This window comes from Terrirhizobium terrae (genome assembly GCF_030323265.1).
GTDB lineage: Bacteria > Pseudomonadota > Alphaproteobacteria > Rhizobiales > Rhizobiaceae > Neorhizobium.
Genome location: NZ_CP104992.1, coordinates 335,759 through 349,697 on the forward strand (window position 1 = coordinate 335,759; position 13,939 = coordinate 349,697).

Consider the following 13,939-nt stretch of genomic DNA (forward strand, 5'->3'; position numbering starts at 1 on the left):
CTTTTCGTTCGTGACGACAGAGCTGCCACTCCTGCTCAAGCCATTGCTTTCAAATCGGCCTTTGCAAGGTATTCACAACGGTGCATAACTGTGCCGGTAACATTCTGCCATATCGACTGAATCGGACATTCCTCCACCCGCTCAACCGAGAACAATTGGCGACTTCATGAACAACACAACATCCTCCGTCGAACTACCCTATCCGGCCCCACGCAGCTCCCGCCCCGAGATCATGGCGGAAGAGATCATCGAACGCCTGACCTACCGCATCGGCAAGGATGCCAAGGTCGCAAAGCCCCATGACTGGCTGACGGCAACGATCCTCGTCGTGCGCGACCGCATCATCGACCGGTGGATGGAAAGCACCCGGAAGGCCTATAAAACCGGGGCAAAGCGCGTTTATTACCTATCGCTGGAATTCCTGATCGGCCGCCTGATGCGCGATGCCGTCAGCAATCTCGGCCTGATGGCCGAAATCCGCGATGCGTTGTCCTCGCTCGGAGTCGACGTTTCCGTCATCGCCGGCCTTGAGCCCGATGCGGCACTTGGCAACGGCGGTCTCGGCCGCCTCGCCGCCTGCTTCATGGAATCGATGGCGACCGTCGACATCCCTGCCTATGGCTATGGCATCCGTTATGTCCACGGCCTGTTCCGCCAGCAAATGGCCGATGGCTGGCAGGTCGAGCTGCCGGAAACCTGGCTCGCCCACGGCAATCCCTGGGAATTCGAGCGCCGCGAAAGCTCCTACGAAATCGGCTTCGGCGGTTCTGTCGAGACAATCGGCGGCTACGAGGACACGCCGCGCTACGTCTGGAAGCCGGCCGAGCGCGTCATCGCCATGGCCTATGACACGCCGATCGTCGGCTGGCGCGGCGAACGCGTCAACACGCTGCGCCTCTGGTCGGCCCAGCCGATCGACCCGATCCTGCTGGATGCCTTCAACGCCGGCGACCATATCGGCGCGCTGCGCGAGAGCAACAAGGCGGAGGCGCTCACCCGCGTTCTCTATCCGGCCGATGCCAACCCGGCCGGCCAGGAACTGCGTCTGCGCCAGGAATTCTTCTTCTCCTCCGCCTCGCTGCAGGACATCCTGCGCCGTCACCTGCAGCAGTATCCTGATTTCACCAACCTGCATGAAAAGGTCGCGATCCAGCTCAACGATACCCACCCGGCGGTGTCGATCGGCGAACTGATGCGCCTTCTCGTCGATATCCACGGCATGGATTTCGATCTCTCCTGGGAGATTGTCCGCCAGACCTTCTCCTATACCAACCACACGCTTCTGCCCGAGGCGCTGGAAACCTGGCCGGTGCCGCTGTTCGAGCGCCTTCTGCCGCGCCACATGCAGCTCGTCTACGCGATCAACGCCAAGATCCTGATGGAAGCCCGCAAGGAGAAGCGCTTCTCCGATACGCAGGTCCGGGCGATCTCACTGATCGACGAAGGCGGCGAGCGCCGCGTGCGCATGGGCAATCTCGCCTTCGTCGGCTCCCATTCGGTCAACGGCGTCTCGGCGCTGCATACGGACCTGATGAAGGTCACGGTCTTCGCCGACCTGCACACGCTCTACCCGACCCGCATCAACAACAAGACCAACGGCATCACGCCGCGCCGCTGGCTGATGCAGTGCAATCCGGGCCTCACCTCGCTCATCCAGGAAGCGATCGGCGACAAGTTCCTCGATAATACGGAGGCGCTGAACGAGCTCGACAAGTTCGCCGACGACGCGAGCTTCCAGGAAAAATTCGCCGCAGTGAAGCGGACCAACAAGGTGGCGCTCGCCAATCTCGTCGGCAGCCGCATGGGCATCCGCCTCGATCCGTCGGCGCTGTTCGACATCCAGATCAAGCGCATCCACGAATACAAGCGCCAGCTTTTGAACATCGTCGAAGCTGTCGCCCTCTACGACCAGATCCGTTCGCATCCGGAACTGGACTGGGTACCGCGAGTAAAACTCTTCGCCGGCAAGGCGGCGCCGAGCTATCACAACGCCAAACTGATCATCAAGCTCGCCAATGACGTTGCCCGGGTCATCAACAACGACCCGTCGGTACGCGGCTTGCTGAAAGTCGTCTTCGTGCCGAACTACAACGTCTCGCTTGCCGAAATCATGGTTCCGGCCGCCGACCTTTCCGAGCAGATCTCGACTGCCGGCATGGAAGCCTCCGGCACCGGCAACATGAAGTTCGGCCTGAACGGCGCGCTGACCATCGGCACGCTGGACGGCGCCAATGTCGAGATGCTGGAGCATGTCGGCGAGGACAATATCGTCATCTTCGGCCTCAAGGCGGATGAGGTGGCCAAGGTTCGCGCGGACGGGCATAACCCGCGCGCCGTCATCGAACAGTCGCCGGAACTCGCCCAGGCACTCAATGCCATCGCCTCAGGTGTCTTCTCGCCCGACGACCGGTCGCGTTTCGCCGAGCTGATCGACGGCATCTACAACCATGACTGGTTCATGGTCGCCGCCGACTTCGACGCCTATGCCGCGGCCCAGCGTACCGTTGACCAAATCTGGACAGACCCTAAATCCTGGTATTCAAAAACAATTCGCAATACCGCCCGGATGGGCTGGTTCTCTTCGGACCGCACAATCCGCCAGTACGCGTCGGAAATCTGGAGAGCCTGATGACAAAATCGCCGCGTGCGCAGGATGACGGGAGAGCGCCTGGCGAAATCCCGTTGTCCGAGATCGAGGCGATTCTGGCAGGCAGACACACTAACCCCTTCGCCGTGCTTGGCCTGCACAAGCTCGGCGACAAGTTCCGCGCCCGCTGTTTCATACCGGGCGCGGAAGAAGTGACGGTCCTGTCGCTCACCGGCGCCGAACTGGGTGAACTCACCCGCCGCCACGAGGACGGCTATTTCGAAGGCCTCGTCGACGCCGCCTATCTGCAGCCGATCCGCTATCGCGCCCAGCGCGGCGATGTCGAATGGGCGGTGACTGACCCCTATTCCTTCGGTCCGGTCCTCGGTCCCATGGACGATTATTTCGTCCGTGAAGGCTCGCATCTGCGCCTCTTCGACAAGATGGGCGCGCATCCGATGAAGCACGAGGGCGTCGAGGGTTTTCACTTCGCCGTCTGGGCACCCAATGCCAAGCGCGTCTCCGTCGTCGGCGAATTCAACAACTGGGATGGCCGCCGCCACGTCATGCGGCTGCGCTCCGATACCGGCATCTGGGAAATCTTCGCACCCGACATCCTGCCCGGCACACCCTACAAGTTCGAGATCGTCGGCAAGGACGGCCGCCTGCAGCCCTTGAAGGCGGACCCTTATGCCCGGCGCGCCGAACTGCGCCCCAATACCGCGTCGCTAACCACCCCGGAACTGGCCCAGATCTGGGACGACGAGGCTCACCAGAAGCATTGGGAAAAGGCTGACCACCGCCGCCAGCCGATCTCTATCTACGAGGTCCATGCCGGTTCCTGGCAGAAGCGCGACGACGGCACCTTCCTGTCCTGGGATGAACTCGCCTCGCAGCTCATCCCCTATTGCGTCGACATGGGCTTCACCCATATCGAATTTCTGCCCATCACCGAACACCCCTATGATCCGTCCTGGGGCTATCAGACGACCGGCCTATTCGCCCCCTCCGCCCGTTTCGGCGAGCCCGAAGGCCTGGCCCGCTTCGTCAACGGCTGCCACAAGGTCGGCATCGGCGTCATCCTCGACTGGGTGCCTGCTCACTTCCCGACCGACGAGCATGGCCTGCGCCGCTTCGACGGCACGGCACTCTACGAGCACGAGGACCCGCGCCAGGGTTTTCATCCGGACTGGAACACGGCGATCTACAATTTCGGCCGGCTTGAAGTCCTCTCCTACCTCGTCAATAACGCCCTCTACTGGGCGGAGAAATTCCATCTCGACGGCCTGCGCGTCGATGCGGTCGCCTCCATGCTCTATCTCGACTATTCGAGAAAGGAGGGCGAATGGGTGCCGAACGAATATGGCGGCCGCGAAAACCTCGAATCCGTCCGCTTCCTGCAGAAGATGAACTCGCTCTCCTACGGCGCCCATCCCGGCGTGATGACGATCGCCGAGGAATCGACCTCATGGCCCAAGGTCTCCGCCCCCGTCCATGAAGGCGGGCTCGGCTTCGGCTTCAAGTGGAACATGGGCTTCATGCACGACACGCTGAGCTATCTCGCGCGTGAACCTGTGCACCGCAAGCACCATCACCACGAACTGACCTTCGGCCTCGTCTACGCTTTTTCGGAAAACTTCGTGCTGCCGCTCAGCCATGACGAAGTGGTGCATGGCAAGGGCTCGCTGATCGCCAAGATGGCCGGCGACGACTGGCAGAAATTCGCCAACCTCCGCGCCTATTACGGTTTCATGTGGGGCTATCCGGGCAAGAAGCTGCTGTTCATGGGCCAGGAATTTGCCCAGTGGAGCGAATGGAGCGAGTCGAAGTCGCTCGACTGGAACCTGCTCGCCTACGCGCCGCACGAAGGCATGCGCCGCCTCGTACGCGATCTCAACTTCTGCTACCGCTCCAAGCCTGCGCTCCACGCCCGCGACTGCGAGGGCGAAGGCTTCCGCTGGCTGATCGTCGACGATGCCGACAATTCCGTTTTCGCCTGGCTGCGCATGGCGCCGGGCGAAAAGCCGGTCGCGATCATCACCAACTTCACCCCCGTCTATCGGGAAAACTACCGCCTCCCCTTGCCAAATGCGGGAAGATGGCGGGAAATCCTCAATACCGATGCCGAGATCTACGGCGGTAGCGGCAAGGGGAATGGCGGGCGTGTGCAGGCCGTGAATGCTGGAGGAAGCATTCAGGCCGAAATCACGTTGCCGCCTTTGGCAACGATCATGCTGGAATTGGAACAGCAAAATTAATTTCGGGAGGAAAAATCAATGAACGACAAGCGTATCCAGCCCCTCTCACGCGACGCCATGGCCTATGTTCTGGCCGGAGGACGCGGCAGTCGCCTCAAGGAACTCACCGATCGGCGTGCCAAGCCCGCCGTCTATTTCGGCGGCAAGACCCGCATCATCGATTTTGCCCTGTCGAACGCGCTGAATTCCGGCATCCGCCGCATCGGCGTCGCCACCCAGTACAAGGCCCATTCGCTGATCCGCCACATGCAGCGCGGCTGGAACTTCTTCCGCCCCGAGCGCAACGAAAGCTTCGACATCCTGCCCGCCTCCCAGCGCGTTTCCGAAACGCAGTGGTATGACGGCACCGCCGATGCGGTCTACCAGAACATCGACATCATCGAAGGCTACGCGCCGGAATACATGGTCATCCTCGCCGGCGACCACGTCTACAAGATGGACTATGAGGTGATGCTGCAGCAGCACGTCAATTCCGGCGCCGATGTCACCGTCGGCTGCCTGGAAGTGCCGCGCATGGAAGCGACCGGCTTCGGCGTCATGCATGTCGACGAGAAGGACCGGATCATTGATTTCGTCGAGAAGCCGGCCGATCCGCCGGGCATTCCCGGCAAACCGGAATTCGCGCTGGCCTCGATGGGCATCTATGTCTTCCACACCAAGTTCCTGATCGACGCGCTCAGGCGTGACGCCGAAACCCCGGGCTCCGCCCGAGATTTCGGCAAGGACATCATCCCCTATATCGTCAAGCACGGCAAAGCCGTCGCCCACCGCTTCGCCGACAGCTGCGTCCGTTCGGACTACGAGCGCGAACCCTATTGGCGCGATGCCGGCACGATCGATGCCTATTGGCAGGCCAATGTCGATCTGACGGAAATCGTCCCCGGCCTAGACCTCTACGACAAGTCCTGGCCGATCTGGACCTATGCGGAAATCACGGCACCGGCCAAGTTCGTCCATGACGACGAGGACCGCCGCGGCTCCGCTACATCCTCTGTCATTTCGGGCGATTGCATCATCTCCGGCTCGTCGCTGAACCGCAGCCTGCTGTTTACCGGCGTGCGGGCCAACTCCTATTCCAAGCTCGATGGCGCGGTCGTGCTGCCGAATGTGCGCGTCGGCCGGCGCGCGCAGCTTCGCGATGTTGTCATAGACCATGGTGTAACCATTCCCGAAGGTCTCGTGGTCGGCGAAGATCCCGAACTCGATGCCAAGCGCTTCCGCCGCACCGAGAACGGGATCTGCCTGATTACGCAGAAGATGATCGACAAGCTGGATTTATGATGCAGGTTCTTTCGGTTGCCTCTGAAGTCTATCCGCTGGTGAAAACCGGCGGACTTGCCGATGTCGCCGGCGCCCTGCCGCTGGCGCTCGGCAAGCAGGGCGTGGCCGTCAAGACGCTGATGCCGGGCTATCCGGCCGTCATGCGCATCGCGACGGACGCCACCGTCTGCCGCACTTTCGACGACCTGCTCGGCGCCGAGGCCCGCATCCTCGAGGTCAACCACGATGGCCTCGATCTCCTCATCCTCGACTGCCCCGAACTCTACGACCGCGCCGGCGGCCCCTATCTCGATACGACGGGCAAGGACTATCCAGACAACTGGCGCCGCTTCGCCGCTCTTTCCAAGGCCGGCGCGATCATCGCCCAGCAGGGCCTGACCGATCACCTCGGCGCCTGGCGGCCGGATCTGGTCCATGTCCACGACTGGCAAGCGGCCATGGTGCCGGCCTATATGCGCTATGCGGTCGAGCCCGAAGTCCCGAGCCTCATCACCATCCACAACATCGCCTTCCAGGGCATTTTCGGCGGCGACATCTTCCCTCAACTGGAGCTTCCGCCGCATGCGCTGTCGATCGACGGCGTCGAATATTTCGGCAATGTCGGCTTCCTGAAGGCCGGGCTGCAGGCGGCCTGGGCTATCTCCACGGTCAGCCCCTCCTATGCCGAGGAAATTCTGACGCCGGAATTCGGCATGGGCCTCGAAGGCCTGCTCGGCTATCGCGCGGCCGACCTGTCGGGCATCGTCAACGGCATCGACACCGAGGTCTGGAACCCGGAAACCGATCGCGCGCTCGCAGTCCACTATTCCGCTTCGTCGCTGAAAGGCCGCGCCGAGAACAAGCGCCTCGTCGCCGAACGCTTCGCGCTCGATGCCGAAGACGGCCCGCTCTTCTGCGTCATCTCGCGCCTGACCATGCAGAAAGGCATGGACCTGCTGGCTGAAACGGTGGACCAACTCGTCTCCCTTGGCGCCCGCCTTGCCGTGCTCGGTTCCGGCGACAAGGCGCTCGAAGATGCCTTCCATGCCGCGGACATCCGCCATCCCGGCCGCATCGGCGTCATCGCCGCCTATGACGAGCCGTTGTCCCATCTGATGCAGGCAGGCTCCGACGCGATCGTCATCCCCTCGCGCTTCGAACCCTGCGGCCTCACCCAGCTTTACGGCCTGCGCTACGGCTGCGTGCCGATCGTCGCGCGTACCGGCGGTCTGAACGACACCGTCATCGACGCAAGCCATGCCGGCCTTGCCGCAAAGGCTGCCACCGGTGTGTCCTTCGGCCCCGTGACCGCGAGCGATCTGGCACGCGCACTTCGCCGCGCCGTCCGCCTTTATAAGGACCAGAAGCTCTGGATTGGTATCCAGAAGCAGGGCATGAAATCCGACGTTTCGTGGAACAAGAGCGCCGGCCTTTATGCCGCGCTCTTCTCCGCTATCCTTGAAAGAAAAGGTATTTGAGTATGATAAAGACCGTCGCAACGACCCCTTACCAGGATCAGAAGCCGGGCACGTCCGGCCTGCGCAAGAAGGTCCCGGTCTTCGCCCAGGAAAACTACGCGGAAAACTTCATCCAGTCGATCTTCGACAGCCTCGAAGGCTTCGACGGCAAGACGCTGGTGATCGGCGGCGACGGCCGGTACTACAACCGCGAAGTCATCCAGAAGGCGATCAAGATGGCGGCCGCCGCCGGCTTCGGCAAGGTCATGGTTGGCCAGGGCGGCATTCTCTCGACACCGGCCGCTTCCAACGTCATCCGCAAATACAAGGCCTTCGGCGGCATCGTGCTCTCGGCCAGCCACAATCCGGGCGGCCCGACCGAAGACTTCGGCATCAAGTACAATATCGGCAATGGCGGCCCGGCACCGGAAAAGATCACCGATGCGATCTTCGCCCGCTCGAAAGTGATCGACGCTTACAAGATCGCCGACACCGCCGACCTCGATCTCGACAAGGTCGGAACATTCAAGGTTGAAGGGATGGCGGTCGAGGTGATCGATCCGGTCGCCGACTATGCCGAACTGATGGAACAGCTTTTCGATTTCGGCGCCATCCGCGCCCTGATCGCCAGTGGTGTGCGAATTGCGATCGATCTCGATGGGCGCGGTCACCGGCCCCTACGCGAAGGAAATCTTCGAAAACCGCCTCGGCGCGCCGGAAGGCTCGGTCCGCAACGCCACCCCGCTGCCGGATTTCGGCGGTCATCACCCGGACCCGAACCTCGTCCACGCCAAGGAACTCTATGACGACGTGATGAGCAAGGACGGCCCGCATTTCGGCGCCGCCTCCGATGGCGACGGCGACCGTAACATGGTGGTTGGCAAGGGCATGTTCGTCACTCCCTCCGACAGCCTTGCGATCATTGCCGCCAATGCCAAGCTCGCCCCCGGCTATGCCAAGGGCATTGCCGGCATCGCCCGCTCCATGCCGACCAGTGCCGCCGCCGACCGCGTCGCCGAAAAGCTGAAGATCGGCATGTACGAGACCCCGACCGGCTGGAAGTTCTTCGGCAACCTGCTCGATGCCGGCAAGGTCACCGTCTGCGGCGAGGAAAGCTTCGGCACCGGCTCCGACCATGTGCGTGAGAAGGACGGCCTCTGGGCGGTGCTCTTCTGGCTCAACATCATGGCCGGCCGCAACGAGAGCGTCGCCGAGATCGTCAAGAAGCACTGGGCCGAATACGGCCGCAACTACTACTCGCGCCATGACTATGAAGAAGTCGATTCCGATGCCGCCAACGGCATGATGACAGCGCTTCGCGACAAGCTCGCCTCACTGCCGGGCCAGAGCTTCGGCGCCCTCAAGGTCGCAGCCGCCGACGACTTCGCCTATCACGATCCGGTCGATGGTTCGGTCTCCAAGAACCAGGGCATCCGCGTCCTCTTCCAAGGCGGCTCCCGCGTCGTCTTCCGCCTGTCGGGCACCGGCACGTCCGGCGCGACGATCCGCGTCTATGTCGAGCGTTACGAACCGGACGCCGCAAAGCACGGCATCGACACCCAGGAAGCACTCGCCGACCTGATCGCCGTGGCCGACGAGATCTCCGAGCTGAAGAAGCGCTCCGGCCGCGACGCACCGACGGTCATCACCTGACCTGACCGACAAGGCGCGAAGGCGAGGAAGGCAGACCGTGGCGACGAGAACGGCATCCTGCAGCTGCGGCCAGCTCCGCATCGAGGTGAATGGTGAGCCGCTGGGTGTCGGCGTCTGCCATTGCCTTTCCTGCCAGCAGCGAACCGGCAGCGTGTTTGCGGCCCTCGCCGCTTTTCGCACACCCTACACGGTGAGTGGCGAAGCGCGCGAATACCTAAGGACGGGCGACCAGGGCGGACGTTTCCTCTTCCGCTTCTGCCCGGTTTGCGGCACCAATCTTTTCCACACCGAGGAAGAGGTCGGAGACAGGTCTGTCGCGGTAGCGGTCGGCGGTTTTGCCGACCCTTCCTTCCCGCCACCGGAAGCATCCGTCTACGATTGCCGCAGGCATGGCTGGGTCGTTCTTCCGGCTGGTGTAACCGTCTACGACAAGGATCCCGAATGAAGCTCGGCGCCACCCTCACCCCTGAAGGCGTCGATTTTGCCGTCTTCTCCGCAAGCGCGGAAAAGATCGAGCTCTGCCTTTTCGATGCCGAAGGCGCTACCGAGACCGAAAGACACGAGATGGTTCGCGGTGAAGGCGACATCCACCGCGTTTCGGTAAGAGGCCTGAAAGCCGGCCAGCTTTACGGATACCGCGCCCATGGCGCCTACGACCCCGATCGCGGCCTCTGGTTCGACCCGTCCAAACTGCTGGTCGATCCCTATGCCAAGGAACTGGACCAGCCCTTCCGGCACGACCGCGATCTGGTGAAATACCAGGCCGATACCGCCGATCTGGTGCCGAAGGCCATCGTCACGGCGGATGTCGCGGCCAAGGTCTCACCTCCTCTTTGCGCCCGGCGGCTTGGTCTATGAAGTGGCCGTAAAACCCTTCACCATCCTCCACCCGGACGTGCCGGAGGATATCCGCGGCACCGTCGCCGCACTCGCGCATCCGGCCGTCATCGCCCATCTCAAGCAGATCGGTGTCGATGCCGTCGAGCTGATGCCGATCACCGCCTGGATCGACGAGCGACACCTGCCGCCGCTAGGCCTCACCAATGGCTGGGGCTATAATCCGATCGCCTTCATGGCGCTCGATCACCGCCTCTGCCCCGGCGGCATGGTCGAGCTCAGGGAAACCGTGGCCACACTGCACGAGGCCGGCATCGGCGTCATCCTCGATCTCGTCTTCAACCATTCCGGCGAGAGCGACCGCTACGGCGCGACGATCTCCATGCGCGGCCTCGACAACCTCTCTTATTATCGGCATGTGCCCGATGATCCGGGCGAGCTGATCAACGATACCGGCACCGGCAACACGATCGCCGCAGATCATCCCATGGTCCGCCGGCTGATCCTCGACACGCTCCGCCACTTCGTCCTCCATGCCGGCGTCGATGGCTTCCGCTTCGATCTGGCGCCCATCGTCGGCCGCAGCGCGGAAGGCTTCACCGCGCATGGCGGAACGCTGGATGCGATGCTGTCGGACGACGTGCTGAGGGATCGCGTATTCATCGCCGAGCCCTGGGATATCGGCCCGGGCGGCTACCAGCTCGGCAATTTCCCCGCCCCTTCCTCGAATGGAACGATCGCGCCCGCGATGACATGCGCCGCTACTGGCGCGGCGACCAGGGCATGACCGGCGCGCTCGCCACCCGGCTTGCCGGCTCCTCGGACGTCTTCGAAAAATCCGGCGAGACCCGCAGCGTCAACTTCCTCGCCGCCCATGATGGCTTCACGCTCTTCGACCTCGTCTCCCACGACCACAAGCACAATGATGCCAATGGGGAGGACAACCGCGACGGCCACAACGAGAACCTATCGTGGAACAACGGCGCTGAGGGCTCGACTGATGATCCGGCAATCCAAGAGCGCCGCCGCACCGACGTGAAGTCTCTGCTGTCCACGCTCTTTGCCAGCCGCGGTACGATCATGCTGACCATGGGCGACGAAGGTGGCCGTTCGCAGCAGGGCAACAACAATGCCTATTGCCAGGACAACGAGATCACCTGGATGGACTGGTCGGCGCTCGACCCGGATCTCGTCGCCCATGCAGCAATGCTTGCGAACGTGCGCAAGCGATTTCCGGCCTTTTCCGAAACAGGCTTCTTCACCGGCAACGGCGACGTCGAGTGGATCGCGCCCTCGGGCGAGCCGATGCAGGTTTCCGACTGGGAAAACCCCGACAACCAGCTTTTCGGCATGGCGCTTTTGACAAGCGACCGCCAGACGGGAAGCATGGTACGCCTTGCAATCCTCTTTAACCGCGGCCATGAGAATGCAGGTTTCTCCCTGCCTGGCTCGGGCTGGCGCGAACTTTCCTCCGATGAGCCCTGGGGCGGATCCCTTCCGCCCCGTTCGGTGCGCTTCTGCCTTCAGCAGTGAGGCGCCGTCCATGGGCCATCTTCCGACTGACGACGATCATGGTGGGCTGAATGCGTGAAATTTCGCTGGCGGACGTGCCGGGACTGGTGGGACAGGAAATCGGCGTGTCCGACTGGATCACCGTCGACCAGACGATGATCAACCAGTTCGCCGACGCGACGCTCGATCACCAGTTCATCCATGTCGATCCCGAGCGCGCCGCAACCGAAAGCCCCTTCGGCGGCACGATCGCCCACGGCTTCCTGACGCTCTCGCTGCTTTCCGCGATGAATTTCGACGGCATCCCGAAGATCCGCGAACAGACGATGGGCATCAATTACGGTTTCGACCGCGTCCGCTTCATGTCGCCGGTGAAAAGCGGCGCCAGGGTGCGCGGCAACTTCATCCTGTCCGACCACCGCTTCCGCGGCGCCGGCATGCTGATGATGACCTATGACGTATCGGTCGAGATCGAAAACGAGAAGAAACCGGCGCTGACCGCCACCTGGATCACCATCGTCCAGTTCGACCCGAAGGATCGGCCGGAAGAGGTCTAGCGACATCCACAGCCGTTTGGGAAAAATCATGGGATGGTGAGCCGGCCGTTAGGCTGATAAGCTGAGCCATTGTCTCCGCATTCTATACTTCAGATGTTGATTGAAGGCCTGCCCATGACGGACACCCGCATCTCGCATTTCCGCAAGATCATCTCCTACCTGATCTGGCCCGGCATTTTCTGCGGCGGACTGATCGGCTCCTATTTCGCCTTCCAGTCGACGGCGCATCTCCTGTGGTTCAACGTCGTCTATCTCTCGGTCGTGGCGACGATCGCCCTTTTCGAGCGGCTGATGCCCTATGAGGAGACATGGCTCGGCGGCGATGGCGAGACCTTCAACAATCTCGCCCATACGCTTCTGAGCAAGGGCGGCGTCCAGATCGCGGCGGCTATCGGCACATCCGCTCCGATGGCGGTGGCGATATTAGCCCAGCCTGTCTTCGTTATGCCGGTGCGCCTCTGGCCCGACAGCTGGCCGCTATTCATGCAGGTCGTGCTCGGGCTGATCATAGCCGAATTCGGTCTCTATTGGGCCCACCGGCTCGCCCACGAGCACAATTCGCTCTGGCGCTTCCATGCGCTCCACCACAGCGTAGAGAGCCTCTGGGTCATCAATACCGGCCGCTTCCACATCGTCGATCTCGCTGATCAAGATCGCGCTCAGTCAGATCCCGCTGTATCTGCTCGGCGCTCCACTCGAGATCTTCCTCTGGATCGGCGCCGTGACGGCCTTCATCGGCCTCCTCACCCATTGCAATATCGAGGTCAGAACCGGCCCGCTCGACTGGATCATGAGCACGCCGCGCCTGCACCGCTGGCATCACTCGAAACTGCTCGCCGAGGGCAATACGAATTACGGCGAGAACCTCGTCATCTGGGATCAGGTCTTCGGCACATACTTCAACCCGCCGCGCCCATCGTCCACCAACATCGGCATCAGCGGCCGCGTCGCCAGAACGTTCCTGGGCCAGCTTGCTCAGCCTTTCTCCAACAAGGGGTACAGGGAGATTATGGGGCGCAAGCCGAAGACTGCGACCCCGGTTTCTACCGCCACTGCGAGCCAGCTTGCGGCTAAGGATACGGCCGTTACGACGCCCGCGGAATAGAGCGCCATCTAGCCCGTTGGACATCAAAGAGACGCAGCCTATGATCGCATCCAAGGGATAAGGGATGATCCATGGGCGATCTGAATGCTGCCGAGATTGAGCAGACGAAACTGCTGGCCAATGCTTTCGACCGGGCATCGACGGCCTGCTTCACTTTAGGGGTGGTCACCCCACTCGCCGGTTACGGTTATAGCGTGACGGCCTTTGCGTCTATTCCTGCTTCACAAATGCTCACCGGCATCGCAAGTTGGTTTTTCACCGCAATTGGCCTACATTACGTTGCAAGACGAACCTTGAAGAGGCTCGCGTGATGGATTTTTGGACATTCTACAGTTACGTGCTGCCGGCGATCATCATGGTCGGAGCCGTCTTGCTATACCTTCTCCACGAATGGGATCTCGATCGTAAGATTCGGAAGCGCCGCCGTCAGCAGCATCCTGGCGAGTGACAGCCCGACCATCATCCCAGTTCCAGCATCAGCAACCCCAGCAACGGCGGGATCGCTGCGCCTATCACGATCGGCGCCGTTCGTGAGGCCGTGAGCCCGACCGCCGAACCGGCGATCCCGGACGCGATCAGCGCCGCCATCGGCATTGTCAGGTTGCGATCGATACCCGGCGCGAAGGATGCGAGAAGTGCGGCCACGGCTGCGACACCGCCCACCAAAAGCCCTTCCACAATTCGATCCCGGCAAGCCTTGCCGCCACCGCCCC

8 protein-coding genes and 3 pseudogenes are annotated in these 13,939 nt (G+C 62.1%); 10 read left to right on the forward strand and 1 reads right to left on the reverse strand.

Annotated elements, in window-relative coordinates:
• Positions 1 to 166: 166 nt before the first annotated feature.
• The 10 genes and pseudogenes from N7E02_RS09715 (at position 167) to N7E02_RS09765 (ending at position 13,537) form a co-directional block, all read left to right on the forward strand.
• A complete protein-coding gene (locus N7E02_RS09715; protein WP_286581683.1) occupies positions 167 to 2,629 on the forward strand; it encodes a glycogen/starch/alpha-glucan phosphorylase in 2,463 nt (820 codons plus the stop codon).
• A complete protein-coding gene (gene glgB, locus N7E02_RS09720) occupies positions 2,629 to 4,845 on the forward strand; it encodes a 1,4-alpha-glucan branching protein GlgB (protein ID WP_286581684.1) in 2,217 nt (738 codons plus the stop codon). The genes N7E02_RS09715 and glgB overlap by 1 nt, the downstream gene beginning before the upstream one ends.
• Positions 4,846 to 4,863: 18 nt before the next feature.
• Positions 4,864 to 6,126 carry a glucose-1-phosphate adenylyltransferase gene (gene glgC, locus N7E02_RS09725; protein WP_286581685.1) on the forward strand — a complete coding sequence of 421 codons (1,263 nt, stop codon included), beginning with the start codon at positions 4,864 to 4,866 and terminating at the stop codon, positions 6,124 to 6,126.
• Entirely contained in the window at positions 6,126 to 7,583 is a 1,458-nt protein-coding gene (glgA, locus tag N7E02_RS09730) for a glycogen synthase GlgA (protein ID WP_286581686.1), read from the forward strand. Before glgC ends, glgA begins: the two co-directional genes overlap by 1 nt.
• Before the next feature lie 2 nt (positions 7,584 to 7,585).
• Positions 7,586 to 9,215, forward strand: a pseudogene (locus N7E02_RS09735) (alpha-D-glucose phosphate-specific phosphoglucomutase).
• A 37-nt stretch (positions 9,216 to 9,252) separates the two neighbouring features.
• A complete protein-coding gene (locus tag N7E02_RS09740) occupies positions 9,253 to 9,660 on the forward strand; it encodes a GFA family protein (protein WP_286581687.1) in 408 nt (135 codons plus the stop codon).
• Positions 9,657 to 11,585, forward strand: a pseudogene (glgX, locus tag N7E02_RS09745) (glycogen debranching protein GlgX). The gene N7E02_RS09740 and the pseudogene glgX overlap by 4 nt, the downstream one beginning before the upstream one ends.
• A gap of 50 nt (positions 11,586 to 11,635) precedes the next feature.
• Positions 11,636 to 12,121, forward strand: a complete 486-nt coding sequence (locus N7E02_RS09750; protein ID WP_286581688.1) for a MaoC family dehydratase — start codon at positions 11,636 to 11,638, stop codon at positions 12,119 to 12,121.
• Between the two features lie 114 nt (positions 12,122 to 12,235).
• Positions 12,236 to 13,226: pseudogene (gene olsE, locus N7E02_RS09760) on the forward strand (ornithine lipid hydroxylase OlsE).
• Between the two features lie 71 nt (positions 13,227 to 13,297).
• Positions 13,298 to 13,537, forward strand: coding sequence for a hypothetical protein (locus tag N7E02_RS09765; protein WP_286581689.1), 240 nt, complete (start codon positions 13,298 to 13,300; stop codon positions 13,535 to 13,537).
• A 148-nt stretch (positions 13,538 to 13,685) separates the two neighbouring features.
• Here the strand turns inward: N7E02_RS09765 and N7E02_RS09770 are convergent, their stop codons facing one another.
• Positions 13,686 to 13,904, reverse strand: coding sequence for a hypothetical protein (locus N7E02_RS09770; protein ID WP_286581690.1), 219 nt, complete (start codon positions 13,902 to 13,904; stop codon positions 13,686 to 13,688).
• Positions 13,905 to 13,939 lie beyond the last annotated feature (35 nt).